This is a genomic window from Brevibacillus aydinogluensis (assembly GCF_961514395.1).
GTDB lineage: Bacteria > Bacillota > Bacilli > Brevibacillales > Brevibacillaceae > Brevibacillus > Brevibacillus aydinogluensis.
Genome location: NZ_OY569118.1, coordinates 3,036,156 through 3,062,522 on the forward strand (window position 1 = coordinate 3,036,156; position 26,367 = coordinate 3,062,522).

A 26,367-nucleotide genomic window follows, 5' to 3' on the forward strand; every position below is an offset into this window, starting at 1 on the left:
TCACACTCCTCTCTGCCGTCTGCGCAGCGATTCCAACATGGTTTTCAACTCGGGATCGTCCTGGATGGACTGTCCTTTGACCGTCTCCTGGGGCTCGCGCTCCTGCGAAAGCTGCCATTCCACCGAAGCAGGCAGCTTGTCCTGCAGGATGGGGCGGCCGCCACGGCGAACGGCGGTGTCCGTTTCCCGCTTCGGCCGCTTCGCCTTCTCCGCGTGCTGCGCCCGCTGGTCGGCGCGCTCCAGGATCTGCCGCACGGCTTCGTCCACGGTCGTGATCCGCTTCGCCTTCCAACTGTCGCGGATCGTCTCCATGTAGGCTTTGGGCAGTTCCATCTGCATGCTCTGCAGCGTGTGAAGCAGCAGCGCATTGGCCACCTCGACGGTCAGGCCGTCGCCAAACACCAGGTTTTCCGCCCGTTCCAAAAAGACCCGGCTCACCCGGCCGCCAACCACCCGCTCCAGCAGGGAGAGGGGCGAGAGCTGCCGGCAGGCGCGGGCAAACGCTTCGCTGCCCGGTTCCGGCAGGCGGCCCGGCCCCCACTCGTCGTCGCCTGGGGCAGGGGCCGCCGGCGTGCGGTGCAGCTTGTCGTCCGTGTAGCGCTGCACCAGCCGCTTGCGCAGGACGTCCATGTCCAGGCTGCCGTCCGGCTTGTACAGGGTCCAGTCGCGCAGTTCCTGCCCCAATCCCCAACTGTCCAGTTGGTAGAAGTGGTGCAGCTTGTACAAAAACTCCACGCTTTCCCCGGAGAAGACCTTGTCCGGGGAGGCGTTGTCCGGCAGGTAGTGGCGCAGGGACGAAGCCCCGAGCGGGTGATGGACCGCCGCTTCAAAGCCCGACTGCATCGGAGACGCCGGATAGCGGGTCTCCATCTGCGCGAGAAACTGTTCCCGCTCCGATCCTTTGTGCACTTCCAACTCGGACGGTTTCAACGATTGGAACACTTCGTAAAAATCCTTGGTCACCGTCTCCGCCACCGGGTACTCCTGTTCCAAAGCTGCCCCCAGCGGGTCGGCGTACCGCTGCCGCAACTGCTGGTAGCGGACGTTTTCGATTTTGTTCAGCAGCATCACGGACAGCACGTAGTCGGCAAAAAACTCGTTTGGCGTCAGCGGCGGTTTTACCAGGTATTCGTAAAAGTAGTCCCGCTGCCGATTCTCCCGTCTGCGGACGGCCAAAAGGCCCAGTGCCTCCAGCCGCTCCCGCGCCGCCAGCAGGCGGTCCAGCGAGAGATCGGTCATCAGCATCAGGCTGCGGTGCGTGCTTTCCACCGCCGCTCCGTTCGCCTCCTGCACCTCGTGCACCAGCAGTTGGTAGAGGGAAAACGACTCCACACCGATGATCGGCAGGTAGAGCTGGGTGACGAAGCCCATTTCGGCAAAGCTGAGCGGACGCGCCAGCCGCACCAGATATCGATCTTTCGGCAGTAATTCGTTCCACACGAGACGAGGCATTGATCCTTTTCCTTCCTGACTAGTCTGGTTTCCCTATTATATCATGTCCGGCCGGCGATAGATACGACAGTGGCTGGAAGAGCACGCGCCGCCGCCGTACCCGAAACGGCGGGACGCGCGTAGGGGGGTGAAGCAGTTCGTCCCCGCTCCAGAAGAACGGAGCGCGTTGGCCGGACACGACGACCTCCGGCTCGCCAACGCGGAGCCAAAAAAGATCGCCTCCTCCGCCGTCCGGCCCTCCGCGGATGAAAGCAGGACGTGCTCGCGGCTATCGGGAAAGGGGCTCTCTGAAACCCGAACGAATGGGGTTTGAAGACAGCAGGAAAGACGCTCTTGCACATCGCAAGGGCGTCTTCTTGGCCTGATGACAACCCAATTGTATCAAAGGAGAAGCATGTTTCCAGACAGAGCGACTGGCGAATCCCTACCAAGCGACGCAGCGATTTGCGGGAAAGGCTTGTCCTCCCCTTCCCCGCTGCCTTACTCCGCCTGACCCGAGCCGCGCGCCTGGGCCAGCAGTTCTTCCAGTTCCTTCATGAACACGTTGATGTCCTTGAACTGGCGGTAGACGGAAGCGAACCGGACATAGGCCACTTCGTCGACGTGGTACAGCCGCTCCATCACTTTTTCCCCGACGTCCTTGCTGGGGATTTCTGACTGGCCGCTGCTGCGCAGTTCCTTCTCAATCTCGTTGACGACGTTCTCCAGCACCTCCAGCGGCACCGGCCGCTTTTCACAGGCCCGCACCAGGCCGCGGAGCACCTTTTCCCGACTGAATTCTTCGCGGGTTCCGTCTTTTTTAATGATCAAGAGCGGTGTCTCCTCCACCACCTCAAACGTGGTAAAGCGGCGTTCGCACTTTTCGCATTCGCGCCGGCGGCGAATCGACTTGTTATTGTTAAAGGGGCGGGAATCTAGTACCCTGGTCCCATTGTAATCGCAAAACGGACAGCGCATCGCGGAATCAACTCCAATTATGACGGTACTTTCATTCAGTGTCCCTCAATTTCCCGCCGGAAGTCAAGTCAATCCTTGTACCTATTTCACGTCTAAGCCAAATGGAGTACAATTTGGGTACAGGTTGGAGGGATTCCTATGCGGTTAGTTTCAATAAAACAAGCCCGCCCCGGGATGAAGGTGGGCCGCACGATCTTTACCGAAGACGGGAAAACGTTACTGGGGGTAGGCGTCACCCTTACCGAACGGCTGATTCAGGGGTTGACCCGCTCCGGCATCGACTCGCTCTACATTGAAGACGAGCGTACGGAAGACATCGTCGTGGAGGACGTCATCCGGCCGGAAACCCGCCAGACAGCCGTCGAAGCGATTGTCAAAACAGTCAAGCAGATCACCAACTCGAACAAGCTGGCCCGGAAGGTTTCGCTCAACGAAATGGGGCTTCTCTTTCAGCAGGCCTGTAATTCCATCTTGGACGACATGATGGGCAACCAGCAGCTCTTGCTCCATCTGACCAGCATCTCCACCCATTCGCCCTCGCTCTACCATCACTCGGTCAACGTGGCGGTACTGGCGGCCGCGGTCGGCATGTCGCTCGGCTACAGCCGCAGCCAACTGATGGAGTTGAGCATCGGGGCGATGCTGCACGACATCGGCAAGGTGCAGCTTCCGCCGGAGCTGTTGCAAAAGCAGGAGCGCTGGAACGAGGAAGAGCAGGAGATCGCCAAGCAGCACACGATGCTGGGCTTCAACCTCCTGCGCAAGCAGCACGACATCTCGCTGTTGTCCGCCCACGTCTGCCTGCAGCACCACGAGCGGCTGGACGGCAGCGGTTACCCGCAGGGGTTGAAAGGAAAGAACATTCACGAGTACGCGCAGATCGTCGGCATCTGCGACGTCTACGATTCGCTCACGTCTCCCCGCCCCTGGCGAAAGCGGTACATGCCGCAGGACGCGCTGGAATACCTGTTCGGGGCGGGCGGACACCTGTTTGAGCACCATCTGATCAAAGCCTTCAGCAAACACATCGCCGTCTTCCCGATCGGCAGCAGCGTCGTGCTGAACACCGGCGAGGTGGGCGTCGTCTGCCGGGTCGACCCGGACTACTGCCACCGCCCCACCGTCCGTGTCTTGAAGGACGGCCGCGGCAACGACGTGCGCGTGCCGTACGAACTGGATCTGAAGTCGCAGATCAACCTGTTCATCGTCGGCTTTGAAGACGAAGAATTGTTCTCGCTGGAAGGGCTTGTGCAGCCCAGTGCGAATTGAGTCACATAATAACCCCGCCTGGCTGTGTAGAGTGCACCCCTTAAAGTAGACATTGGAAAAACCCCTTGGGATAACCGATGTTACTTTAAGGGGTGAATTTTTTATGGCTATCAAAGGTCAAAAGTTCAAGCATTATCCTTTGTCGTTGAAAATGGAGGCAATACGATTGCATGTAGAGGAGAAGTGGACATACAGACGTATCACTGAGCATTTAGGAATCCAGGATAAGGATCGAGTAAAAAAATGGATGCGGAAATACAAACAACTTGGGGAGTTCGGTCTTTTGGATCAGCGTGGACGACGTCCAGAGTACATCGATCAAGATCGACATGTGAAAAAATTGAAACGGGAGAACGAAATTCTAAAAAAGTGTTTGGAAATCTGGATGCGGGAGGTGTAAGAAAAAAGTATCGTGTGATGGAGAATGTGGCAGCATTGTACCCGATTACCGAACTCTCCAAACTTCTTGGTGTATCGAGGAGTGGGTATTATCGATATCTTGCACAGAAGGAGTGGGATAGAGACGGAGAACTGAAACAGCAGATTCAAACCATCTATGATGAACGAAAAGGAATATATGGGTATCGAAGAATTCAAGCGGAACTCCTTCGTCAATACGGCAAGGTTGTGAATCATAAGAAGGTGTTACGGCTCATGCAAATTCTTGGGCTGAAAGCCATTATTCGTGGCAAACGAGCGTATCGGAGCACGTATCGAGCGGCTGAATCAGATGGTCGTGTTGCCGAAAATTTGTTGAAGCGTGACTTCACAGCCGAGAAACCGAACCAGAAGTGGGTCACCGATGTTACCCAGTTTCGTGTAGGAGATCAACGTATCTTCTTATCTACGATTAAAGACTTGTTTCACAACGAAATCGTGGCGCACCATGTGAGCTTACACAATGACAATGTCCTTGTCCTAGAGACGTTTCGGAAAGCATTTGAAAAGCATAAGGACGTGACTGGACTGATCGTACACAGCGATCAAGGCTTCCAGTACACGTCCCATGCATACCACGACATGCTGCAAAAGGTTGGCGCCCGAATCAGCATGTCCCGAAGGGGCAATTGTTTAGACAATTCCCCTATGGAGAGTTTCTTCTCGCACTTAAAGGCAGAAGCTCTCTATCCTTATGATATTCGAAGTTTGGATGAGGCGCAAAGACGAATTGAGGAGTACATTCGTTTTTACAATGAGGAGCGTTTGCAAATCAAATTAAATAAGCTGACGCCAGTCGAGTACAGGCGTCAGCATGCGGCCTAACGGCCGGGGGTTTTTTAAGTGTCTACAAAATGGGGTCTTGACCAGTGCCTGACACTGCGCCGGGCGGGGTCTTCTTCTTTCTTCCGACTTCGAAAGACAGGGCGTTTCACGCTACTTGGCTTCCTTGTCACTCTAATCCGCTCGTACCTCCCTCTTCTTGCTCAAATCAGGACTGATATCCTTCCATCCCTTCGGCTCAATGATCTGAAACTTGGAAGTGTCAATCTCTTTGTCAATGGCCAGCCGAAGCACTTCGATCTGATTTGAGACGGTACCTTTATCATCGGTCTCAAGCAGTTTCAACAACACGCCCGTTTCCTGATCAACCCACATCTTGAATCTGCTGGCCTGGTGTTTTTCGGCCAGTATACCGGATAACGTACCTACCAGGACGACTGCCGTTCGATCCAGATAAGGTTCCGTTCCCACCACTTTGTGCGGATGCCGATAAAGCCAAAAGCCGTAAGCCTGCGGAAAAATGACATCGTGAGCCTCATGTGCATAGGAGGGATCTTTTCTGTATTCATAGACAGGGATTCCCTCTTCATCGATATAGTAACGGGGGCCTTTCTGGATTTTGCTTTCCTTCGTCACCGTTTTTATTTTCTGCTGTTTGACAAATGCCTTTTCCTGTTCGTATAAATGGATCATGGTCTCGCCGTTTGAGATGTGCTCACTTTGCTTCCCTGTCACGTTGCTTTTTACCTTTACATAGCTTCCAGGTGTATCGCCCACAGATACGTCAAATTCCACCACATCATCGACGCCAAGCGGCTTTTGCATGATCCGGTACGTCCCTTGAATGGTCGTGTAATAATCAATGGCATTGAGCATTTTATCCCGAATCGCTTCAGCAGTGATCTGTTGGCGTGCCGATTGCATTTCTGCATGTTGCTGAACTGCCGCTTCATTTGAAGTCTGCGGCAAAACCTTTCCTGCATCTCCACCAGCGCCATGGGCGACTGACGTGAGGAGTAAACAAATACCTGTGCAGCCTGCTATCATCATTTTTTTTGACATGATCTGCCCTCCTTGTCCCATACCTTCCACCTTTCACTCGCGGTGTATTGATTGACAGTCTCCACATATTCAGACGTGTATGGAGCCGCAGCGCTTCACTTTCATCCATAATTTTTGCTTATTATGGCAAAAATTTCTTACACACAGGATGTCAGTTCCCATTTGTTGTTCACCAGCGGCGGTTTGCATCCGGCCTGCGAATGCTTGCTGGTTGGCCGATATGCGCGGCACGCGAAATCGCAAAAAACCCCCTGGACCACCGCAAGGGTCCCAGGGGGGTTGTTGTCTGTTTACGGGTAGGTTAGTTTGCGGCTACGGCTGCCGCCTCTTTTGTCCGGGCGCGGTTGGCATCCTCGGACACGTGACGCACCAGATCGACCACGCGGCAGGAGTAGCCCCACTCGTTGTCGTACCAGGCGATCACTTTTACCTGGTTGGTGCCCATTACCATCGTGGAGAGGCCGTCGATGATGGACGAGTGATCGTTGCCATTGAAGTCGCTGGAGACCAGCGGTTCATCGCAAAATTCGATGTAGCCCTTCATGCTGCCCTCGCTCGCTTCACGCAGCACGCGGTTTACCTCTTCCACGGTTACCGGCTTCTTGGTGTTGATGACCAGGTCGACGACGGAGACGTTCGGCGTCGGGACGCGCAGGGCGAAACCGTTCAACTTGCCGTTCAGCTCCGGCAGCACCTTGCCCACGGCACGGGCGGCACCGGTCGTGGTCGGAATGATCGACTCACCAGCAGCGCGTGCGCGGCGCAGGTCCTTGTGCGGGTTGTCGATGTTTACCTGGTCGTTGGTGATGGAGTGAACCGTCGTCATCAGGCCCTGTTCGATGCCAAACGCTTCATGCAGCACCTTGGCCACCGGCGCCAGGCAGTTGGTGGTGCAGGAGGCGTTGGAGATGATGTGATGCTTCTCGTGGTCGTAAATGTCTTCGTTGACGCCCATGACAATGGTCACATCTTCTTCCTTCGCCGGTGCAGTGATGACCACCTTTTTCGCGCCGCTTTTCAGGTGCTTGCCGGCGCCTTCGCGGTCCTTGAACTTGCCGGTGGCCTCCACGACGATCTCCACGCCCAGTTCGCCCCACGGCAGATTGAGCGGATCGCGGTCGGACAGCACGACAGTCGGCTTGCCGTCTACGATAATCTTGTTGTCCTGTACTTCTACTTTATGAGGAAAACGCCCGTGAATGGTGTCGTATTTCAACAGATGAGCGAGTGTTTCAGGGGGATAACTGGCATTGATCGCAACGATCTCAATGTTGGGGTCTTGAACGGCGCGGCGAAAAACCATTCGTCCGATACGTCCGAAACCATTAATACCGATTTTGATTGTCATAATAAGAAACCCCTTCCTGCATTAAGTTACGCTATTCCTTACTTTCATTATAATAAGTATGACACAATTATCAATGTGTTTTACTCAAAAAATAAATATTTGGACGATTTGTCATCCTGTTTTTGGCTCGGTTATGGAGGACGAGCAGCGGCGTGATCGCTGCAAGCAATCGAGTAGGAGGGGGTGGTTAACCCCCGTCCTCTCACACCACCGTACGTACCGACCGGTATACGGCGGTTCACCAAGCTTGACGAAGTGTGAAATATCGCTGTATCAAACTCATCAGCCCTTGTTGTTGCCAGTAGGCAATACCAAGGGCTTTGTGCATGTGCGGGGATTTTGTTGTCCGCCACGCCCCCTTTCGGGTGTTTGCGATTTCCAGTGCTCTGTTGTGAGAAAATCCAAGCGAACGAAGTTCGCGGTACCTCGTACGAACTCGTTTCCACTGCGTCCATAGACAGAGCCGGAGCCTTCGGCGAATCCATTCCTCTATTCGCAGAAGATGGGTTTTCGCCTCGGCCAGCGCAAAATACCCGATCCATCCCATGAGGTATTGGTTGAGTTTTTGAATCCTCTCCTGCATGGCCATGCTTCGATGTGGGTTGGTTAATTGGCGAATTCGTCCTTTTAACCGGGTGATCGATTTGGGATGCAGACGTATCCGCGCTTCCTTTCCCGGAATAAAGCTAAAGCCGAGGAACTTCCGGTTGCACGGGCGGTCCACCGCACTTTTCTGTTGATTTACCTTGAGTTTGAGAACCCTGGTCAAGTATCGCTCCACACTTGCCTTTACACGTTCACCCGCACGTTTGGAGCGGACGTAGATGTTGCAGTCGTCCGCATAGCGGCAGAAACGGTGTCCCCTTTTCTCCAACTCCTTGTCCAGGTCGTCTAGCAGAATGTTGGCCAACAGCGGACTTAAGGGGCCACCTTGCGGCGTGCCCTCTTCCGTCGTGACACACACTCCGTTGACCATGACTCCGGATTGCAGATAAGCGCGAATTAGTTTAAGAAGGCGCTTGTCCTTCACCTTGCGGGCAACCCGGCTCATTAGGATATCATGGTTGACCCGGTCGAAGAACTTCTCCAAGTCGATGTCGACCACATACCGGAATCCTTCGTTGATGTACTGTTGTGCTTTCCGCACAGCACTGTGAGCACGGCGGCCTGGACGGAACCCGAAGCTGGAGTCGGAGAACTCTGGGTCGAATATGGGAGTCAATACCTGCAGGATGGCCTGCTGGATGAAGCGATCTACCACGGTAGGGATGCCTAGCAATCGTATTCCCCCGTCAGGTTTCGGGATTTCGACCCTGCGGACAGGAGACGGCTTGTAGGTTCCCTTCTCGATTTGCGACCGGATGGTCGCCCAGTGCTGACGAAGGTAGTCGCGCAGTTGTTCGGTTGAAACACCGTCGATTCCCGCAGCACCTCTGTTGGCCTCCACTCGTTTGAGAGCGGCCATGAGGTTGTCCCGTGACAGCACTTTCTCCAGCATGCCCCTGACGATACTCCTCTCTTCGCACACATGTTGCTAAGCTTGCCGTACGATGCTCAGCCCTTCTCTGTACCCTCGGGGCTTCACCCCTACTATTCAGAGGAAGTTCCATTTCGGAATTCTGCTTCGACGCACCGTATCGAAAGGGATTAGAACATGTGTTGACTTGATGTTCGGCCCTTCCTCCTTCGAGCGTCCTCTATCGGAGTACTATGGCCTCTGCTGACTTCTGCATGTTCAGCGCCCCCTCGCGGAGACGGTTGCCAACGGTAGTAGGCGTATCATGCAGACCTCCCCGGGTAAGGGCGGTAACTTTCGTCCCATGTACCTGCCCAATTTACTGCTGCACTCCTTGGCTGTATGGGGCTTCACCTTGTTCGGCAGGCTCGCCCGAGTACAACAGCCTCAAATTGGGTTCGTGTACCTCAGGTCAGGACTTTGCCGCCGACTTCCTTCAGATTCCGCCTCACGGCGGACACCCTTGCCTTAAGCTAACGGTTGGTACAGCCAACCCCCGTTCGGGACTTTCACCCTATAGCTACCGCCCATGCCGGGCGCACCGACAAAAGCCGCTTTCCCCCAAAGGAGAAAGCGGCTCTGACTGAAGACAATATGTACTTCGTGATCAATGAGATTCCGCAAGGAAACCTTTCCATCATTGTCAGGCCGAAAGGCCTGCATATTAATCAACCGAAGGTGGAGATAAAGTTCGGGCATGGAGTGATGGGCCAAGCGAGCTCCTTTGACGACCGGCTCAGCGGAAAAGCGCAGACGCGGGGAAAAACAGGGGGCACAAGTCTCACTTCATTGAAATACCCAGATGTTTGCCCCCTGCCCGCGTCTCGTTTTGGAGCGGAAGCAATCAGCTTCTTTGCTGGTCGTCAAGAGAGCGAGCGGGCCGATCACCCATGCGCCATGGGCTTTGTCTACACGCTGAGCCGCTTTCCCCCAAAGGAGAAAGCAGCTCTGACTGAAGACAATATGTACTTCGTGATCAATGAGATTCCGCAAGGAAACCTTTCCATCATTGTCAGGCCGAAAGGCCTGCATATTAATCAACCGAAGGTGGAGATAAAGTTCGGGCATGGAGTGATGGGCCAAGCGAGCTCCTTTGACGACCTGCTCAGCGGAAAAGCGCAGACGCGGGGAAAAACAGGGGGCACAAGTCTCACTTCATTGAAATACCCAGATGTTTGCCCCCTGCCCGCGTCGCGTTTTGGAGCGGAAGCAATCAGCTTCTTTGCTGGTCGTCAAGAGAGCGAGCGGGCCCGATCACCCATGCGCCACGGACTTTGTCTACACGCTGAGCCGCTTTCCCCCAAAGGAGAAAGCGGCTTTACTGCATTTCTTTGGAATAGATGTTGCGGTATCGGTCGTGGTAGTAGAGCACCCGCTGTACGTACAGGCGCGTTTCGCTGAACGGGATGTCTCCGAGCGTATCTCGCTCTCCGTTCCACTGCTCGCGCGTGAGCCATGCGTTTACCTTGCCGGGACCGGCGTTATAGGCGGCAATGGTTTTGACCACGTCGCCCTGAAACCTCTGCTGCAAGTAGGACAGGTACCAGGTCCCGATGTGGATATTCATCTTGGGATCGTACAGGTAATCCTTTTGCTTTGGCTGAAAGCCCGCCTGTTCCACAATCCATTTGGCCGTGTCGGGCATGATCTGCATCAGCCCGATCGCTCCCTTTTTCGAGACGTTGTCCGGCTTGAAGCCGCTCTCCGAACGGATGATGGCCAAAATCAGGAAGGGGTCTACCTGGTAGCGACGGGACGCCTCCAGAATCTCGTTTTGATACTTGATCGGATACATCCACTTCCAGACCAAGGGGGAGTTGATCAGCAAAAAGACGCCCATCAGCACGATCAGGACGCCTGCGGCTCGCCTGCCTCGCTTCATCCCGACAGCTCCGTCTTCAATTCTGCCAGCAGGCGCTCCACCTGCCGTTCCGTCTCTTCCCGCGTCCCGGTGTTGTCGATCAGAAAATCGGCGAGCTGTTTTTTCTGCTCAATGGGCCACTGCGCCCTCAGCCGCTTGTGCGCCTGTTCCTCATCCAGCTCGTCCCGCTCCAACATCCGCGCCAACTGTACAGAGGCCGGCGCGTACACCACGACAATTTTATCCACCAGATGCTGCAACTTGCTCTCAAACAACAAGGGAATATCCATAAACACGATGTCAGCGCCGTTCCGTTCCGCTGCTTCCGCCTCTTCCCGCATCACCCGGCGGACTTCCGGGTGGACGATGGCGTTCAGCTTCTGCCGCTCCGCTTCGTCGGAAAAGACGATTTCCCCCAGCTTCTTGCGGTTGATCTGGCCGTCAGCCAGCAGGATGTCCCTGCCGAAGTGACGAACGATCGCCTCGTAGGCAGGTTTGCCTTTCTCCACAACTTCGCGGGCGATCTGGTCAGCGTCAATGACAGGAATGCCGCGCTCCCGCAGCATGGCCGTCACCGTACTTTTTCCCGTGGCGATGCCTCCTGTCAACCCTAGAATCATGCCCGTTTTCCTCCTCGTCTGATGGGCTTGCCAACTTTTTGACAGGCGGGACAGATGTGCGTCCCCCTGCCGCCGACCACGAACCGGACGATCTCCGTTCCACAGCGGGTACACGGCTGCCCTTTGCGTCCGTATACCAACAGCGACTGCTGAAACATGCCCATCTCGCCCTGGCCGTTGACGTACGACTTGATCGAACTGCCGCCCTGTGCCACCGCCTCTTTCAGCGTGGTAACGATGCTTTCGTGCAGCTTGGCCACCTGTTTGGCGGTCAGGCTGCCTGCCGGCAGTTCCGGGTGGATGCCTGCCCGAAAGAGGGATTCGTCCACATAAATATTCCCCAACCCGACAATACATTCCTGATTCAACAGCAGCGGCTTGATCTTGGTCGTCCGCCCCTTGAGCAGACGGCCCAGCACGTCCGGCGTAAAGCTGTCCTCCAGCGGTTCGACGCCCAGTTTGGCCAGCGGCCCTTCACTCGTTTCCATCCCAATCGGAAACAGATCCATCGTCCCGAACTGGCGAACATCCCGGTAGCGCAGTTCGGTGCCGTCGGTAAAATGGAAAATCACGTGCGTGTGCTTCTCCACCGGGTCCTCAGCCTGGTACAGGCCGTAGCGCCCCTCCATGCGCAGATGGGAGACAAGCACGTCCTTGTCCAGAAAAAACTGGATGAACTTGGCCCGCCGCTTGATCTCACGAATGGTCTGGCCGGCCAGCTGCGCCTTGAACGCTTCCACGTCGTCCGGGCGGCGCACAATCCGCGGCAGCGTCACGCTGACGCGTTCGATCGTCTTGCCCAACACGAGGGTGCGCAGGGTGCGGACGACCGTTTCCACCTCTGGCAGTTCCGGCATGGGTCTCCTCCTCTCGTTTCTCTCTTGATGCTGTTCCGGTTACTTCGCGTCGTACCAGGTGCGTCCGTAATGCACGTCCACTTTCAGCGGCACGTCCAACTTGAGCGCGTTTTCCATCACGTCCGGCACCAGCTTCTGCATGACGGCCAATTCCGCTTCCGGCACTTCGAAGACCAGTTCGTCGTGCACCTGCAGAAGCATCCGGCTCTTCAGGCCTTTTTCGCGGATGCTCTCTTGCATCCGGATCATCGCCAGTTTGATGATGTCGGCGGCCGTTCCCTGGATCGGGGTGTTCATGGCCGTCCGCTCCGCAAACGAGCGCAAATTGAAATTGCTGCTCTTGATGTCCGGCAGGTAGCGGCGTCGGTGCAGGAGCGTGGTGACGTAGCCGTCCTGCTTCGCTTGCTTCACGATCTCTTCCATGTACCGTTTCACGCCGGAAAAGACGGCGAAGTAGCGTTCGATGAAGTCCGCTGCTTCCTTGCGCGTGATGTTCAGGTTTTGCGACAAGCCGTAGTCGCTGATCCCGTAGACGATGCCGAAGTTGACCGCCTTGGCCTGACGGCGCATCAGCGGCGTGACCTCCGCCTCGCTCACCCCAAACACGTCCATCGCCGTCCGCGTGTGAATGTCCATCCCCTTGCGGAAGGCGTCAATCAGGTTTTCATCCCCGGAGATGTGGGCGAGAACGCGCAGTTCGATCTGCGAGTAGTCGGCAGCCAGCATGTACCAGCCTGCTTCGGAAGGAATGAACGCCTCGCGGATTTTCCGGCCTTCCTCCAGACGGATGGGAATGTTTTGCAGGTTGGGCTCGGTGCTGGACAGGCGGCCGGTCGCCGTGGTGGCCTGGTTGAACCGCGTGTGAATCTTGCCCGTCTTGGCGTGAATCTCCTTGGTCAGCCCCTCGATGTACGTGGAGCGCAACTTGCCCAACTGGCGGAAGTGGAGAATTTCCCCGATGATCGGATGATACGGCGCCAGCTTTTCCAATACGTCGGCACTGGTGGACGGGCCGGTCTTCGTCTTCTTCAGCACCGGCAGATCCAGTTTGTCGTACAGGATCTCCCCCAACTGCTTTGGCGAATTGATGTTGAACGGCGTCCCGGCCAGCTCGTGAATCTTTGCCGTCAACGTCTCCAACTGGCTGTCCAGCTCTTCGCCCATCTCCAACAGCCGCTCGCGGTTGATTTTGACTCCCTGCTTTTCCATCGCGGCCAGGACCAGACTGAGCGGCGCTTCCAGATCGGTGAGCAGTTCGTTCAGCTTGTGCTGCGCCAGCTCATCCCGCAGTTTTGGCACGCTCTGCCAGATCGCAGCCGCTTTGCGCGCCACGTGTTCGCTGAGGACGCTCGTCTCCGGCACCTGCCGCTTGGCTCCTTTGCCAAACACCTCATCGTCCGGCAGCACGCCTACCTCGGCGTACTGGGCCGCGACACCGTCGAGGGTGGGATTGCTCTCCGTCGCATTCAGCAGGTAGGAGGCCAGGTAGACGTCAAAGCCGATGCCGGCTGCCTCCATGCCGTGCCAGGACAGTCCCACCGTGTCCCGCTTGCCGTCAAACACCCATTTTTCCTTGGTGTCGTCGGCCAGCCATTCGCGAAATGCCTGCCATTCCACGGCCACGTCGTACGGCACGTAGAACGAGATGCCGTCTGCGGCCAGACCGAAGCCGAGGATCGGCGCATGGTGGTAGTTGTCTCCGTCCATCTCCACGTACAGCGCCATGGGCGACGTCAGTTTTTCGGCATAGCTGTCTGTTCTGCCGCCCTCCACTACCTCGAAGGAAAACGGCGCGCGCTCTTGTCCCGACTGGCCCCCATCTTTCGGGGCGGCCGTCTTTACCTTGGACAGCAGCGACTTGAACTCCATTTTTTTGAAAAACTCGGTGACAGCCGCCGCATCGTAGCCGGAATACACCGTCTGTTCCACGTCCAGATCGACGGGGGCGTCCCGCATGATGGTCGCCAGCGCCTTGCTCATCCTGGCCTGCTCCACGTTTTCACGCAGGTTTTCCTGCAGCTTTTTGCCGGAGATCCGGTCGATGTTCTCCAGCACCGCTTCCACCGATCCGTATTCGCGCAAAAGCTTCAGCGCAGTCTTTTCCCCCACGCCGGGCACGCCCGGGATGTTGTCCGAGGCATCGCCCATCAGCCCCTTCAGGTCGATGATCTGAAGCGGCTGCAACCCGTACTTGTCCGCGATCTCCTTGGGCGTATACAGCTCCATCTCACTTACGCCCTTGCGCGTCAACGCTACGGATACATTGTCGGAGACCAGCTGGAGCATGTCCTTGTCCCCGGTAATCACCGTCGTCTTCCAGCCCGATTCGTCCGCCTGCCGGGTGAGCGTCCCGATGATGTCATCTGCTTCGTATCCTTCCAGTTCAAAGCGCCGGATGGAAAATGCGTCCAGCAGCTCGCGAATCAGCGGAAACTGCTCCGACAGCTCCGGCGGCGTCTTGGCCCTGCCGCCCTTGTATTCGGCAAACTCGCTGTGGCGAAACACGACTTTGCCCGCGTCAAACGCGACCAGCATGTGCGTCGGCTGCATCTCTTCCAGCACCTTGAGCAGCATGGTGGTGAAGCCAAGCACAGCGTTGGTATGCAGTCCCGCCGACGTGGACAGCAGCGGGAGCGCGTAAAACGCCCGGTTGGCGATGCTGTTCCCGTCAATCAACACAAAGTGGCTCAACTCGTACGACTCCTCTCGTTCCATCACTATTCCTTCAGTTTACCACAGGGGCACACCCCTGGCAAAACAAGTCTCCATCAGCGGCAGGGCCTGCGGGTAAGCATTCCTCTGCTTGAACAAACTAGGAAAAAACAGCGGAAAGAAGGCGATCACATGCGCAAACGAACCTGGGGGGCAGCCCTGCTCGCCGCTTGTCTGTTCTCCTGCACGGCAGGGGCGCACGCCCTCGCTCCCGGTGCTACCCCGGCGAAAACGGCCGCCAAGAAAGTGGCAGTAGTCATTGACGACTTGGGAAACAACATGGCGGGCACGGACGACATTCTCAACCTGCCCGTTCCCCTGACGGTCGCGGTGATGCCGTTTTTGCCCAGCACCAAACGGGACGCGGAGCTGGCCCATCGAAAGGGACACGACGTGTTTGTCCACCTGCCGATGGAGCCGGTAAACGGAAAGCGTTCCTGGCTGGGACCCGGAGCGATCACCACTGACCTGAGCGACGAGGAGATTCGCGACCGCGTCCGCAAGGCGATTGACGATGTTCCGCACGCGATCGGTTTGAACAACCACATGGGCTCCAAGGCAACAGCCGACGAGCGCGTCATGCGGGCGGTGCTGAGCGTGTGCAAGGAACGCGGCATGATCTACCTGGACAGCAAAACGACCCATCGCAGTGTCGCAGCCAAAATTGCCAAGGAGCTGGGCGTGCCGTTTTTGGAAAACGAACTGTTTCTGGACTCCGTCTACACCGTCTCGCACATTACCCGCCAAATGGAAACGCTGTGCCAGCGCATGAAAGACCGCCCCGTCAATATCGCCATCGGCCATGTCGGGCCGCCCGGCAAGAAAACGGCCTCTGTTCTGCGCCAGTACATTCCGCGCATACAACAGGAGGCCTCGATTGTCACCGTCTCTGGGCTGTTGAACAGCGTTACGCCTTAGCCGTTTCCAACCGGCTGATCTCGTCGCTTGCGGCTGTTGGCCTCCGCTCATCGCCTTGCACCTCGCCGGTGAGCGGACGGTCTTCATCGCTTCCGGCGTTCTCCCAGGAGTTTGTTGGAGCGGCCAGGCGATCGGCAGGCCCCACGCTTTGTTCGTGGCCTCCCAATGTCTAGCGATTGTGAATGTTTCGATAGACCTGTAAAATAGAGAGCATGCGATCTCCTTAGGACAAGAAGGTGTAGGCATGAACACTCCAAACGAAAAACCCTGGATACCGCCCTATCTCGCCCTCTTTTTCGGCGTGGCGGCCGTCTCCACCTCGGCCATCTTCGTCAAGCTGGCCAGTGCGCCGGCGCCTGTAATCGCCACGTACCGGCTGGTATTTTCCGTGCTGCTGACGCTGCCGCTGCTGTTCTGGAACCGCGGTGCCATCGGCGAAATGGTGCGGATGCCGAGAAGGCAGTGGCTGCTCTGTCTCCTGTCGGGGGCCTTTTTGGCCAGCCACTTCCTGCTCTGGTTTGAATCGCTCAACTTTACGTCCGTCGCCAGCTCTACCGTGCTGGTCACGTTGCAGCCGCTGTTTGCCTTCGTCGGCGGGTATTTCTTCTTTGGCGAGCGAATCCGCCCCCTGGCCCTGACGGGAGGGTTGCTGGCCATCGCCGGCAGCTTCGTCATCGGCTGGGGAGACTTTCGCGTCGGCGGCATGGCGCTGTGGGGAGACTTTCTGGCGCTGATGGGCGCCGCCACCGTCACCGGCTACTGGCTGGTTGGCCAGTACGTGCGGCAGCACCTGTCCTCGTTTTCCTACACACTCGTCGTCTACACGATCACCAGCGTGCTGCTGGTGGCGTACGATCTGGTGCTGGGGTACCCGCTGGCCGGTTACCGGGCCGAGGACTGGGGCTGGTTTTTCTGCCTCGCCTTGTTTCCGACGCTGCTCGGCCACTCGATTTTCAACTGGGTGATCAAATGGCTGAACACCACGACGATCTCCATGGGGATTTTGGGGGAACCGGTCGGAACGGCGATTCTGGCGTACCTCATCCTGGGGGAAGGGGTTACCCTTTCGCAATGGGTCGGCGGCCTGATCATTCTCACCGGCATCTACCTGTTCATCCGCTGCAATACAGCCAAAGGAGTGGAGTCTGATGAAGCAACCGCCGCATCGTCGGAAAAGCTTGCGTGAATTCGTGAGCGGTCTTGGCATCTGGGCCAAAATCGGCTGGACCATCCTGCTCGGCTACATCGTCGGCCGGATCATCTACTGGCTCAGCAAACTGTTCTAAAGTGCGTCGAAAATCCAGCAAAAACAGCAGCCGCTCAGGCTGCTGCTTTTTGCTGCTCTTGTGCCGCCTCTTTCTTGGGCGGCTTTTTGTGCATAAAGAAAATAAACGGGATGGACAAAAAGATTGGAATGGCCGACACGAGCAGGGCGTCGGCAATCCCCCGAACGACTGCCTCCTTGGCAATCATCCCGGCCAAAACGGATGCGGCTCCTCCCTGGGCGGTCGCGGCGTCCACCCCCGCCTGCATGAACAGCCCGGTCAGACCCTGGAGCGCCTCGCTCGCCGTGGTGGACGTCACAGACACGCTGTCCGAAATCGCCGCGGCGTGAAAGGACTGGCGCGAGCTCATGATCGTCGTCAGGATGGCAATGCCAAACGAGCTCATCACCTGCCGGATCACGTTGGACAGGGAGGATGCCTTCCCGACGCTGGCGCGGGGAATGGCGTTCATCCCCGCCGTGGACAGCGTCTGCATGCACAGCCCGATGCCGATCCCGCGAATCGTCAGCACCGTATTCAACCAACCGTGCGGCGTGTCGGCGGTCAAGGTGTGCAGTTCATAAGTGGTCACCCCCATGACCAGCATGCCCACCAGGCCGACGGGACCGATCCCGTACTTGTCAAACAGCTTGCCGCTGATCGGCATCATCAACGCCATGGCAATCGACTGCGGCATCAGCAGAAGCCCGGAGTCCACCGCCGACATGCCCTGAATGTTTTGCAGAAAGATCGGCATCAGGAATATCCCGCCCATCATCCCCATCATGACAAAACTGGAGCTGATGACGCTTAACGTAAACACCGGGATTTTCAGCAGGCTGAAGTCTAGCAGGGGAGACTCCCTGCCCGTCTCCACCCAAACGAACAGCACCAGGCTGCTAATTGCGACAAACAGCAAGCTGACGATGAAAAATGAGTCCCATCCTTCCGACTGGCCCTTGCTCAGCGCGAGCAGCAGCGTCCCGAAGCCGATGATGGAAAGAATCGCTCCTGGAAAGTCAAACTTCAACTCCGGCTTTTTCGGCGTTTCCTTCAACAGGGCACTGCTCATCACCACGGCGAACACGCCAAAGGGAACGCCCAGCAGGAACAGGAACTGCCAGTTGAGGTATTCGACAATGTACCCGCCCAGCGTCGGCCCGACCGCCGGCGCCACCATCGCGGCGATGCCAAACAGCCCCAGAGCCAGTCCCATCTTCTCCCGCGGGACAATCATGTAGATCATCGACATCCCGATCGGCATAATCATCCCGCCGCTCAAACCCTGGATGACGCGGAAGGCGATCAGGCTGGTGTCGTTCCATGCCAGCGCGCAGAGGACGGACGAAGCTGTAAATGCGATCAGTGAGAGCAAAAAGATCCGCTTGTACCCGTATTTGTCGCCCAGCAGGCCGCTCATCGGGATCATGACGGCGTTGGCCAGCATGTAACCGGTCAACACCCATTGGATCGTGTCCGTCGTGGAGCCAAACACGTTTACCAGCGTAGGCAGGGCGACGTTGATCAAACTGTTGTTCAAAATGGCGACGAAGGTGCCCATGAGAATGGCCAAAAGCGAAATCCACATCTCGCTTCCGCTGTTCCCATGGCGCTGTGCCGCTGCTTCCGCCATGATTCTCCCTCCCGTCAGTTGACGATCACTTTGCTGCCCTCGGCCAAATCGTCACCAGGATTCAGCACGAGCTGGTCGCCAGCGGCTACCCCTTTGGTCACTGCAACCCAATCGCCCTTGATTTCCCCGACAGTTACCTCTACCTGATGCACGATGTCGCGGTCCACTTTGTACACGAATTGCTTGTTCTCCTTGGTCACGACGGCCGAGGAGGGGATTTTCACTTCGCTGTCGGTCGCCTGGTTTGGCAGGTACACCTCCGCCAGCATCCCTGCCCGCAGCGCGCCATCCTTGTTGTCCAAACGCACCTTGATCGGGAAAGAGCTGCTGTTGGTATCGGAGATCGGGCTGACGAACTCCACCGTACCCTTGAGCGTACGATTGTCCACTTTCACATCAACTGCCGAACCGACTTTCACCTGGTTGATCTGCTCCTGGGGCACGCTGGCCTCTACTTTGACCTGATCCATCTGGACCAGCACCAGCAGCGGAACGCCCGGCTGGGCCATCTCGCCGGGATCGATGCTGCGGCGAGCCACGATGCCGGAGATCGGGGCGACAATCTTGGTATTTTCATAAGTGCTTTTGGCCAGTTGCAAACCGGATTGCAGACGTTTCACTTCTGCCTCCAGCGCGGCCACGGAATTGGCTGTCGGTCCCGCCTTGGCCAAATCGTATTGAGCCTTGGCCTGATCGTACCCCGTCCGCGCTTTTTCCAGCTCCAGCGTCACCTTTTCCAGATCGGCCTGGGAGATCGCGCCGGAATCGTACAACGCCTTCATCCGATTGTAGCTGCTCTCGGCTACCTCCAGCGCCGCTTTTGCCTGCTCCACGCCGCTCTCCAGACGCTGCAGCTCCTGGCTGCGCGCGCCGGCCTGGGTGTCGAGCAGACGCGCCTGGGCGCTGGCGATGGCGGCTTCCGCCTGTCTGATTTGCTCCAGGTAATCGTTCGCTTCCAACGAGACGAGCACGTCGCCCTTCTTCACGACCGAGCCTTCCTTCACATGCACCTGCTCCACTTTCCCTGCCAGTTTGGAGACCACCTGAATTTCTTCTGCCGGTGCGATCTTTCCGCTTGCGATCGAGCCGGCCTGATTCGATTCCAGCTTCCACACTTTCACGACCGGCTGGCTTTCTTCCGGCCCGGCTGTCGTTTCACTGCAACCTGCGGCGAGCAGCGAACAGGCCGCCACGATTATCCCCACTTGTTTCCATTTCATTGTCTTCATCACTTACATCCCCTTTACGTGCACTTTGATTTCCGCATTCAGACCAGGGGTCAGTTGGATTCCGGCGGCATTGTCAATCGCCACCTTTATCGGAATCCGCTGCGTCACTTTGGTAAAGTTGCCGCTGGTGTTAACAGACGGCAGCAGCGCAAAGGTGGAGTTGGTGGCTTGGCCGATTTCGGACAGGTGACCGGTCAGCTGTTTGCCCGGGTAAGCGTCCAGCGTGATGTCCACTTTCTGCCCCAGCTTGAGGCGGCCAAGCTCCGTCTCTTCCACATTGGCGGAAATGTACAGGTTATTCTCGTCCACCACCATGGCTACTGCCTGACCGGGAGAGACAACCTCTCCTTCCTTTGCCAGCGTCTTGATCACCGTGCCGGTAATGGGTGCCCGCAGCACCGCGTTTTCCAACAGGTTGGTCGTCAGATTGGTCGTATCCTGCTGTCCGACGATCTGATCCGCCACGACGACATCCCCCTCGTGAACCTTCAGCGACGTCAGCTTGCCGGAAATCCGCGGCATCACGCGGTAAATGTCACCGGCGACGCGGGCGTCCTGTGTGGTGACGTAGTGGCTCCCCTGATACCAGTAGTAGTAACCGATGCCGCCCCCTCCTGCTACCATCAGGAGCAGGATGATGTACAAGACAAGTTTTCGCTTCATGGTTTCTCCTCAACTTTCTCTTTCCAGTTTTTCGATCAGCGTCTCGAGTACATGGACGATTTGATCCATCTCCTCATCGGAAATGTCTTTGAACAACTTGTTGAAATACTCTTCGGAAAAGATCGGGATCTGATCGACCTTTTCCTTCACCTTGCCCGTGCCGCGAATCCAGACTACCCGCCTGTCCTTTTTGTCGCGGACGCGTTCAACCATTTGTTCCCGCTCCAGCCGGTCGATAATGCCCGAGACCGTGCTGTAGGACAGGTCGACCGCCTTGCTGATCTGACCGATCGTCTTGGGCTCGCATTGGATTTGCTTGAGCACCATCAATTGCGGCACAGTCAATCCGAATTTCGCCAATTCTTTGGTCGCGATAGTAGTCAGCGTTTTGTTAAGCCGCTTTAACAGATCTCTCACCAAGATCGGCTTGCTCATCATGCGCCTCCTTTCGTTCAGAATTATTTCGTACCCGAAATTTTAAACACGAAATATATATTACGCCTTTTTCAAATCCTTGACAATACGTTTTTCGTGCGCACAGCACATCCGACAAGCCGCCTCGGGCGCAGCGGCCCAAACAAAAACAGCACCTCGCAACGGGTGCTGTCCGGACTGAAGCCAATCGTTGAAGTTCCGCGAGGAAACGCTCCTCCATCGTTTCCAGGCCGGAAGGCCTGCACATTGATCAACCGAAGGTGCAGAAAAAGGACATGGCATGGAGTGATGGGCCAAGCGAGCTCCTTTGACGACCTGCCCAGCTTTGAAAAACGAAAGACGTGGGGGATACAGGGGGCACAAGTCTCACTTCCTCGAACTACCCAGATGTTTGCCCCCTGCCCGCGTCGCGTTTTGAAGCGGACGCTGCCAACTTCTCTGCTGGTCGTCAAGAGAGCGAGCGGGCCCGATCACCCATGCGCCACGGACTTGTCTACACGCTGACAGCATCTCACAACGGGTGCTGTCTAGTCCGGAAGCTGCGGATCTGCCGGCGTTTCTTCCGGCATGTGATTGCGCACACTGGGCACATGCCTGGGTTCGTATTCGATTTCCGGGAATGAATGGATGGTAACCGTGATCTGTCCGTTTCCGGAATAGGCGCGAATCAGGATGGGATACGCGTACTTGTTCTGAAACACAAAATCAGGCCCGTTCCAGCTCACTGTGGCGTCCCGCCCGGGCGGGACGTACGCGACGTGGCGGCTGTGGGAGTATCGCTGCAAAATGTGCATGCCGGCGCGATCGACAGCGTTGTACAGGGTAGACGACACCTGACAGATGCCCCCGCCGATCCCCTCGGACAGTTCTCCCCTGACAATGATCGGCGCTTCCAGATACCCCTTTTGCCGAGTGCGTGGGCCAACCACCTTGTTAAAGGAAAAGATTTCTCCGGGCAGGACGACGTAATTGTTAATCGCCTTGGCAGCCAGCATGATGTTATGAGAACGGTTTTTGTTCCGGGGATTGTAATAGGTGGAGTAGCCTCCGATGAACTTTTGCCGCACCTGGTTCAGCAGTTCGCGGTCCACCTTGGGCATCACCTCGCGGATGGCGGGCGTGATGCTTTTCGAACCGCTTCCGTAAAAGTAGTCGTAGACCTGTTCGGTAAACGCTTTTTCATGCAGCGCCCGTCCCCGCTTTTCGGGAACGATCCTGCCTGCTCCGTCAATCGTGGCGTTCACCGGTGCCTGGTACACCTGTTCCGCCACGCTTTTGATAACCCTCTCCAGCTTTGCTTCGTCCACCAGGGGAACTCCTGAAAACGGCAGCGTATAGTCGGCGCGGTCGAGTATGGCAATCGTCTCTTCTCCCCATTCGACCCGCAAAAAATCAGTCGCATCCAGCGGATTGGCCATCAAGAGCAGTGCCAACACAACAGGGAAACCCATCCGGACTGCTCACCTCCTCCGCATAGTATGAGCAGCCGAACGGGTTTCATGCGCACGGGCGGCAGCCGAACGTCAGGCCAGCCGCGCGGTCAGTTCACGCACAATGGACTGATGAACAGCCTCCACTTTATAACGGTCGGCCGCCTGTCCGTAGATGTCAGCCAGGCGATGGCGGCATATCTGCGCTTCGGCCAGGCTGGCGGTTCCCTTTTTCATCGCGGCGGCGTAGCGCCCCCTGATCTCGGCAAGTTGGTCGGCAAACACCTCGTCAGTGCCCGGCTCGATGGCCCGGGCGTACATGTCGATCACTTCGTCACTGCTTCGGTCGGGGAAGTACTCATGCGGCGCCGTGCTGTCAAAAATGGCGATGCTTTTTTCGGGCAGGATCACCATGTCCAGGCTGTTCGGGTCCAGTCCGCAGTGGTACACTTCGGCGTCGAAACCGCGCCGCTTTGCTTCCGCCACCAGTTTGTTCAGCATCGTCGACTTGCCGGAACCGGGTCGCCCTTTGATAAAGTAGCGTTTGCCGATGTCGGCGGTCAGATTGGCGATGTGATCAACCGGTCCGGACGGTGTGGCTGCGCCCAGATACATGTGCCGGATGCGGGCGTTCTTTGGCAGGGTTTCCTCTCCAAAAAACAGCTCCGTCACTTCTTCTGCGACGCGGTTGGCTTTTTCCCGATTCAGGCGAGAGATGTAGATTTCCTCCCACTCGTCGTGGATGGCAAGCGCCTGGGCAAAGGCTTCGTACGCTTCCTGCGTCTTTTGGTACAGCGCTTCGAACCAGGTCGCAATCAGATTCCTGCGGGGAGCCAGGCGATTTGTGTCAATCACAGCCTGCAAGTTGACATAGGACTCAATCAGCCCCGGCGCCCTCGGCTGAAGCACACGCGGATAGCTCCCATCCACCACGGCGGCCCGCAGATCAGAAAAAATCACTCCGTCAAAGGCGCCGTTGACAAACGGGGAATGAATCCACTCCACGCTGCCGGCGCGGGGGGCAAGTTCGTCACCAATCTGTTTGATCAATGTTGAAGCCAGGCCTTCCACTCCGCCAGTCAGGACAAACAGGCAGTCCATCTCCGCCAGGACGGAATCAAAAAAACAACGGTATCCTCTGGCCGTATTGCCGCCCGCGAATATATGTCGCTCCTTTGTATTCATTGACAACCCCTCCTGGATGTTGTGTGTCATGTCGGATCGGTTTATCCTATGCGATCATGAACCGATAGGCTTCTGCCCACGGCAAGAAAATGTGCGCCTTGCAGCCGTAAAAAAACCGGACAGCCCGCGGACTGCCCGGTATGATGGGCGTTACTTGTTCAGATCGGTCATCTTGCCGGTGTTGAGGTAAAAGATCCACTCGCAGATGTTGGTGACGTGGTCGGCGATCCGCTCCAGGTACTGGGCCACAAACAGCAGGTGAGTGCCCTGGTTGATGGACTGCTTGTTGCTGCTCATCACGTCGATCAGATCGCGGAAAATCGTCGAAAACAGCTTGTCGACGGCGTCGTCGCGAAGGGCAACTTCTCTGGCCGCTTCCTTGTCGCGGGTGATGTAGGCGTTCAGGCAGTCTCGCACCATGGCCTTGACGTGGTCTGCCATCAGCGGAATGTCGATCAGCGGCTTGACGTACGGCTCCACCATCAGCCGGCGCGTCGTCCTGGCGATGGCAACAGCGTGGTCGCCCATCCGCTCCAAATCGGTCACCAGCTTCAGCATCGTGCCCAAACGGCGCAGGTCGCTGCCCACCGGCTGCTGCAGCGCGATCAGGCGAAAGCAGCCGATTTCGATCTGATGCTCCAGTTCGTTGATCATCGTGTCATGCTCAATAACCTGTTGGGCCAAATCCGCGTCCCGTTCGACCAGACTTTTGATCGCCTTGTGGATGGCTTCCTCCACCAGCGTGCCCATGGACATCAGGCTGCGGTGCAGGACATCCAGTTGTTCCTCAAATGCGTGCCGTGCCATACCTTCCCCTCCATTCTGTACACCCAATGCTACAAGGGGATTGTATACAGGGAGTGAAGAGATTGTTAGCGTAGTGTAAAGTTGTAAAATATCAGCAAACAGCATGGCGGCCAAAAGAAAAAGCGAGAGCCCTTCGACTCTCGCGTTACGTTGATCCTTCTGACGGCAGCGTCACCGTAAACGTGGTTCCCTTTCCTTCCACGCTTTCCACGCTGATCTGGCCATGCAGGTTTTCCACCAGGTGCTTGACGATGGCAAGCCCCAGGCCGGTGCCGCCGGAATCCCGGCTGCGCGCCTTGTCCACGCGATAAAACCGTTCAAAGATGCGCGGGATGTCCTGCTCCGGGATGCCGATGCCGGTGTCCTCCACCTGAATCTGCACCTGCGCCCCCAGCTGTTTGACGCGCAGCGTGATAGAGCCGCCTTCCGGAGTATAGGCCAAGGCGTTGGACATGAGGTTGAGCACGATCTGCTGCAGGCAGTCCTTGTCCGTCGTCAGCCAGACCGCCGGCTCCGGGTCCGGCAGGGTGAGCGACAACCGCTTGCGGTTCACCTGCTCCTGCACGATTGCGGCCGTCGAGGCGATCAGCTCCTGCACATGGACCGGGGTCATCTGCAGTTGGATGCGCTTCTGCTCGATCTTGGAGAGGTCGAGAACATCGCGGATCATGCGGTACAGCCGCTCACTTTCGTCGTAGATGATTTGCAGGAAATTGCGGCAGGTTTCCTTATCCTGCATCGCGCCATCCAGGAGCGTCTCGGTAAACCCCTTGATGGACGTGATCGGCGTCCTGAGCTCGTGCGAGACATTGGCGACAAATTCACTGCGCATCTTCTCCAGGCGGCGAATCTCGGTGATGTCGTGCAGGACGACAACCACACCTTTTGCCTCTCCCTTGAAGTTGATGTACGGCGCAAAGCTCACGTCCAGGATGCGTTCCTGCGGGTAGTAGATGTGCACCTCCTGGCGGAACTTTTCCCCCGTGTCCAGGCAGCGGTCGATGTACTGGCTAAGCCCAAAACTTTTGCTCGCCTCAATGTGCAGCCGGCCGACGAGATCGTGTCCGGACGTGCCGAGCAGCTTCTCAACGGCCGGATTGACCAGCATGATCCGCCGCTCTTCGGAGATGAAGATCACCCCGCTGGTCATGTTGGTAAGCACGCCGGTGAGGCGTTGCTGATTTTCGGAGATTTCGTACATCTGCTGTTCCAGGCTGGAGGCCATGAAGTTGATGGCACCCGCCAATTGGCCGATCTCGTCATTGGACTTGATCCGCACCCGGCTTTCGTAGTGGCGCTGGGTAATATTGCGGGCCACCCGGGTAATTTCCTCAATCGGGCGAATGATGCTGTAGGAGATGCGCGAGACGACAATCGCCCCGACTACCAGCGTCACCAGTAGTCCCGTAAGCAGGCTGTACCACATGTTGTGGACGGTGTCGGTGATGTCTTTCATCGACATGGAGGAACGGACGGCCCCGATGGTCTTGTCTCCCTCTTTGACAGGCACGGCCACGTACATCATGTCGTAGCCCATCGTTTCGCTGTAGCGGCGGGAAATGCCAATGTCCCCGTTCAGCGCCGCGACATATTCCGGCCGGTCGGCGTGATTTTCCATCTCCTCCTTATGTGTGCTGTTGTCATAGAGCACCCTCCCCGTCCGGTCGATAATCGTAAGGCGCACCTCTTCCGGGGCTACCTGGCTCACACGGTCAGCCAGCATCTTCACGTCGGAAAAGACCTCGGGAGAGCGAACTACCTGGGCCACCAGTTTGGACTCCCGGGAAAGCAGTTCATGCAGCGTCTGCAGGTAGGATTGCTCCAACACCTTCGCAAAATAGGTTCCCATCAGCACAAGGACCAGCGAGATGAGTCCGAGAATGGTCATGGTCAGTTTGATGCGAAAGCGCGTCAAGGAAATGGCCTC

25 protein-coding genes are annotated in these 26,367 nt (G+C 57.0%); 7 read left to right on the top strand and 18 right to left on the bottom strand.

The annotated features are described in order from the left end of the window. Together Q7F15_RS14895 and nrdR are read right to left on the bottom strand one after the other, a co-directional pair. Positions 1-1,452 (bottom strand): replication initiation and membrane attachment family protein, encoded by a 1,452-nt coding sequence (locus Q7F15_RS14895; protein WP_029097706.1) that lies wholly within the window; start codon positions 1,450-1,452, stop codon positions 1-3. A gap of 480 nt (positions 1,453-1,932) precedes the next feature. Continuing rightward, on the bottom strand, positions 1,933-2,409 hold the full coding sequence (nrdR, locus tag Q7F15_RS14900; RefSeq protein ID WP_029097707.1) for a transcriptional regulator NrdR: 477 nt from the start codon (positions 2,407-2,409) through the stop codon (positions 1,933-1,935). 138 nt (positions 2,410-2,547) lie between these two features. Here nrdR and Q7F15_RS14905 point away from each other — a divergent pair, with 138 nt between their 5' ends. From Q7F15_RS14905 to Q7F15_RS14915, 3 genes are all read left to right on the top strand, one after another. After that, positions 2,548-3,678 (top strand): HD-GYP domain-containing protein, encoded by a 1,131-nt coding sequence (locus tag Q7F15_RS14905; protein WP_304414548.1) that lies wholly within the window; start codon positions 2,548-2,550, stop codon positions 3,676-3,678. 103 nt (positions 3,679-3,781) lie between these two features. Continuing rightward, positions 3,782-4,078: a helix-turn-helix domain-containing protein gene (locus tag Q7F15_RS14910; protein WP_171566349.1), complete on the top strand. Its 297-nt coding sequence runs from the start codon at positions 3,782-3,784 to the stop codon at positions 4,076-4,078. Between the two features lie 17 nt (positions 4,079-4,095). After that, on the top strand, positions 4,096-4,941 hold the full coding sequence (locus Q7F15_RS14915) for an IS3 family transposase (protein WP_230077258.1): 846 nt from the start codon (positions 4,096-4,098) through the stop codon (positions 4,939-4,941). A gap of 132 nt (positions 4,942-5,073) precedes the next feature. On the opposite strand, the gene Q7F15_RS14920 is transcribed toward Q7F15_RS14915, so the two are convergent. From Q7F15_RS14920 to ltrA, 3 genes are all read right to left on the bottom strand, one after another. Next, positions 5,074-5,961: a sigma-E factor regulatory protein RseB domain-containing protein gene (locus Q7F15_RS14920; protein WP_304414549.1), complete on the bottom strand. Its 888-nt coding sequence runs from the start codon at positions 5,959-5,961 to the stop codon at positions 5,074-5,076. A 301-nt stretch (positions 5,962-6,262) separates the two neighbouring features. Next, positions 6,263-7,309 (bottom strand): glyceraldehyde-3-phosphate dehydrogenase, encoded by a 1,047-nt coding sequence (locus Q7F15_RS14925; RefSeq protein WP_212133732.1) that lies wholly within the window; start codon positions 7,307-7,309, stop codon positions 6,263-6,265. 238 nt (positions 7,310-7,547) lie between these two features. Continuing rightward, complete coding sequence (gene ltrA, locus Q7F15_RS14930; protein WP_230077222.1) at positions 7,548-8,807, bottom strand: group II intron reverse transcriptase/maturase; 1,260 nt, start codon at positions 8,805-8,807, stop codon at positions 7,548-7,550. Positions 8,808-9,419: 612 nt separating this feature from the next. Between ltrA and Q7F15_RS14935 the strand changes: the two genes are divergently transcribed. After that, entirely contained in the window at positions 9,420-10,226 is an 807-nt protein-coding gene (locus Q7F15_RS14935; protein WP_304414550.1) for a hypothetical protein, read from the top strand. On the opposite strand, the gene Q7F15_RS14940 is transcribed toward Q7F15_RS14935, so the two are convergent. From Q7F15_RS14940 to polA, 4 genes are read right to left on the bottom strand one after another with little or no spacing between them, the layout of a single operon-like run. After that, positions 10,144-10,707, bottom strand: a complete 564-nt coding sequence (locus Q7F15_RS14940) for a lytic transglycosylase domain-containing protein (RefSeq protein WP_212132262.1) — start codon at positions 10,705-10,707, stop codon at positions 10,144-10,146. The two genes, Q7F15_RS14935 and Q7F15_RS14940, sit on opposite strands and share 83 nt — an antisense overlap. Next, positions 10,704-11,306, bottom strand: a complete 603-nt coding sequence (gene coaE, locus Q7F15_RS14945) for a dephospho-CoA kinase (RefSeq protein ID WP_171565720.1) — start codon at positions 11,304-11,306, stop codon at positions 10,704-10,706. Before coaE ends, Q7F15_RS14940 begins: the two co-directional genes overlap by 4 nt. After that, complete coding sequence (mutM, locus tag Q7F15_RS14950; RefSeq protein ID WP_171565721.1) at positions 11,303-12,163, bottom strand: DNA-formamidopyrimidine glycosylase; 861 nt, start codon at positions 12,161-12,163, stop codon at positions 11,303-11,305. Before mutM ends, coaE begins: the two co-directional genes overlap by 4 nt. A 39-nt stretch (positions 12,164-12,202) precedes the next feature. Beyond that, on the bottom strand, positions 12,203-14,854 hold the full coding sequence (gene polA / locus Q7F15_RS14955; RefSeq protein WP_304415540.1) for a DNA polymerase I: 2,652 nt from the start codon (positions 14,852-14,854) through the stop codon (positions 12,203-12,205). 153 nt (positions 14,855-15,007) lie between these two features. Between polA and Q7F15_RS14960 the strand changes: the two genes are divergently transcribed. Then, positions 15,008-15,793, top strand: a complete 786-nt coding sequence (locus tag Q7F15_RS14960; RefSeq protein WP_304414551.1) for a divergent polysaccharide deacetylase family protein — start codon at positions 15,008-15,010, stop codon at positions 15,791-15,793. Here the strand turns inward: Q7F15_RS14960 and Q7F15_RS14965 are convergent. Next, positions 15,783-15,938: a hypothetical protein gene (locus Q7F15_RS14965; protein ID WP_171565723.1), complete on the bottom strand. Its 156-nt coding sequence runs from the start codon at positions 15,936-15,938 to the stop codon at positions 15,783-15,785. The two genes, Q7F15_RS14960 and Q7F15_RS14965, sit on opposite strands and share 11 nt — an antisense overlap. 99 nt (positions 15,939-16,037) lie before the next feature. On the opposite strand from Q7F15_RS14965, the gene Q7F15_RS14970 reads away from it, so the two are divergent. Continuing rightward, positions 16,038-16,979 (top strand): DMT family transporter, encoded by a 942-nt coding sequence (locus Q7F15_RS14970; RefSeq protein WP_230076637.1) that lies wholly within the window; start codon positions 16,038-16,040, stop codon positions 16,977-16,979. Beyond that, positions 16,942-17,079, top strand: a complete 138-nt coding sequence (locus Q7F15_RS14975) for a hypothetical protein (RefSeq protein ID WP_171565712.1) — start codon at positions 16,942-16,944, stop codon at positions 17,077-17,079. The genes Q7F15_RS14970 and Q7F15_RS14975 overlap by 38 nt, the downstream gene beginning before the upstream one ends. A gap of 34 nt (positions 17,080-17,113) precedes the next feature. On the opposite strand, the gene Q7F15_RS14980 is transcribed toward Q7F15_RS14975, so the two are convergent. The 8 genes from Q7F15_RS14980 to pnpS all read right to left on the bottom strand — a co-directional run bounded on the left by Q7F15_RS14980 (position 17,114) and on the right by pnpS (position 26,355). After that, the gene (locus Q7F15_RS14980; RefSeq protein WP_171565725.1) at positions 17,114-18,691 is read right to left on the bottom strand and encodes a DHA2 family efflux MFS transporter permease subunit; all 1,578 of its coding nucleotides are present in this window, start codon (positions 18,689-18,691) and stop codon (positions 17,114-17,116) included. Between the two features lie 14 nt (positions 18,692-18,705). Then, the gene (locus tag Q7F15_RS14985; protein WP_230076635.1) at positions 18,706-19,923 is read right to left on the bottom strand and encodes an efflux RND transporter periplasmic adaptor subunit; all 1,218 of its coding nucleotides are present in this window, start codon (positions 19,921-19,923) and stop codon (positions 18,706-18,708) included. Further along, positions 19,924-20,583: an HlyD family secretion protein gene (locus Q7F15_RS14990; protein ID WP_171565727.1), complete on the bottom strand. Its 660-nt coding sequence runs from the start codon at positions 20,581-20,583 to the stop codon at positions 19,924-19,926. A 9-nt stretch (positions 20,584-20,592) separates the two neighbouring features. After that, positions 20,593-21,018 (bottom strand): MarR family winged helix-turn-helix transcriptional regulator, encoded by a 426-nt coding sequence (locus Q7F15_RS14995; RefSeq protein WP_212132270.1) that lies wholly within the window; start codon positions 21,016-21,018, stop codon positions 20,593-20,595. 527 nt (positions 21,019-21,545) lie between these two features. Then, the gene (locus Q7F15_RS15000; protein ID WP_171565729.1) at positions 21,546-22,469 is read right to left on the bottom strand and encodes a VanW family protein; all 924 of its coding nucleotides are present in this window, start codon (positions 22,467-22,469) and stop codon (positions 21,546-21,548) included. 72 nt (positions 22,470-22,541) lie between these two features. Next, positions 22,542-23,633, bottom strand: a complete 1,092-nt coding sequence (locus Q7F15_RS15005) for a PRK06851 family protein (RefSeq protein ID WP_304414552.1) — start codon at positions 23,631-23,633, stop codon at positions 22,542-22,544. A 150-nt stretch (positions 23,634-23,783) separates the two neighbouring features. After that, positions 23,784-24,440 (bottom strand): phosphate signaling complex protein PhoU, encoded by a 657-nt coding sequence (gene phoU, locus Q7F15_RS15010; RefSeq protein ID WP_212132274.1) that lies wholly within the window; start codon positions 24,438-24,440, stop codon positions 23,784-23,786. 145 nt (positions 24,441-24,585) lie between these two features. Next, entirely contained in the window at positions 24,586-26,355 is a 1,770-nt protein-coding gene (pnpS, locus tag Q7F15_RS15015; RefSeq protein ID WP_171565731.1) for a two-component system histidine kinase PnpS, read from the bottom strand. Positions 26,356-26,367 lie beyond the last annotated feature (12 nt).

Coding starts and splice junctions, on each gene's coding strand:
- Q7F15_RS15005 (WP_304414552.1), bottom strand. CDS start 23,633: ATGAATACAAAGGAGCGACATATATTCGCGGGCGGCAATACGGCCAGA.
- mutM (WP_171565721.1), bottom strand. CDS start 12,163: ATGCCGGAACTGCCAGAGGTGGAAACGGTCGTCCGCACCCTGCGCACC.
- phoU (WP_212132274.1), bottom strand. CDS start 24,440: ATGGCACGGCACGCATTTGAGGAACAACTGGATGTCCTGCACCGCAGC.
- Q7F15_RS14895 (WP_029097706.1), bottom strand. CDS start 1,452: ATGCCTCGTCTCGTGTGGAACGAATTACTGCCGAAAGATCGATATCTG.
- Q7F15_RS14910 (WP_171566349.1), top strand. CDS start 3,782: ATGGCTATCAAAGGTCAAAAGTTCAAGCATTATCCTTTGTCGTTGAAA.
- Q7F15_RS14960 (WP_304414551.1), top strand. CDS start 15,008: ATGCGCAAACGAACCTGGGGGGCAGCCCTGCTCGCCGCTTGTCTGTTC.
- Q7F15_RS14915 (WP_230077258.1), top strand. CDS start 4,096: ATGGAGAATGTGGCAGCATTGTACCCGATTACCGAACTCTCCAAACTT.
- Q7F15_RS14980 (WP_171565725.1), bottom strand. CDS start 18,691: ATGGCGGAAGCAGCGGCACAGCGCCATGGGAACAGCGGAAGCGAGATG.
- coaE (WP_171565720.1), bottom strand. CDS start 11,306: ATGATTCTAGGGTTGACAGGAGGCATCGCCACGGGAAAAAGTACGGTG.
- Q7F15_RS14940 (WP_212132262.1), bottom strand. CDS start 10,707: ATGAAGCGAGGCAGGCGAGCCGCAGGCGTCCTGATCGTGCTGATGGGC.
- Q7F15_RS14975 (WP_171565712.1), top strand. CDS start 16,942: ATGAAGCAACCGCCGCATCGTCGGAAAAGCTTGCGTGAATTCGTGAGC.
- Q7F15_RS14970 (WP_230076637.1), top strand. CDS start 16,038: ATGAACACTCCAAACGAAAAACCCTGGATACCGCCCTATCTCGCCCTC.
- ltrA (WP_230077222.1), bottom strand. CDS start 8,807: ATGCTGGAGAAAGTGCTGTCACGGGACAACCTCATGGCCGCTCTCAAA.
- nrdR (WP_029097707.1), bottom strand. CDS start 2,409: ATGCGCTGTCCGTTTTGCGATTACAATGGGACCAGGGTACTAGATTCC.
- Q7F15_RS14990 (WP_171565727.1), bottom strand. CDS start 20,583: ATGAAGCGAAAACTTGTCTTGTACATCATCCTGCTCCTGATGGTAGCA.
- Q7F15_RS14920 (WP_304414549.1), bottom strand. CDS start 5,961: ATGTCAAAAAAAATGATGATAGCAGGCTGCACAGGTATTTGTTTACTC.
- Q7F15_RS14925 (WP_212133732.1), bottom strand. CDS start 7,309: ATGACAATCAAAATCGGTATTAATGGTTTCGGACGTATCGGACGAATG.
- Q7F15_RS14935 (WP_304414550.1), top strand. CDS start 9,420: ATGTACTTCGTGATCAATGAGATTCCGCAAGGAAACCTTTCCATCATT.
- Q7F15_RS14905 (WP_304414548.1), top strand. CDS start 2,548: ATGCGGTTAGTTTCAATAAAACAAGCCCGCCCCGGGATGAAGGTGGGC.
- Q7F15_RS14995 (WP_212132270.1), bottom strand. CDS start 21,018: ATGAGCAAGCCGATCTTGGTGAGAGATCTGTTAAAGCGGCTTAACAAA.
- Q7F15_RS15000 (WP_171565729.1), bottom strand. CDS start 22,469: ATGGGTTTCCCTGTTGTGTTGGCACTGCTCTTGATGGCCAATCCGCTG.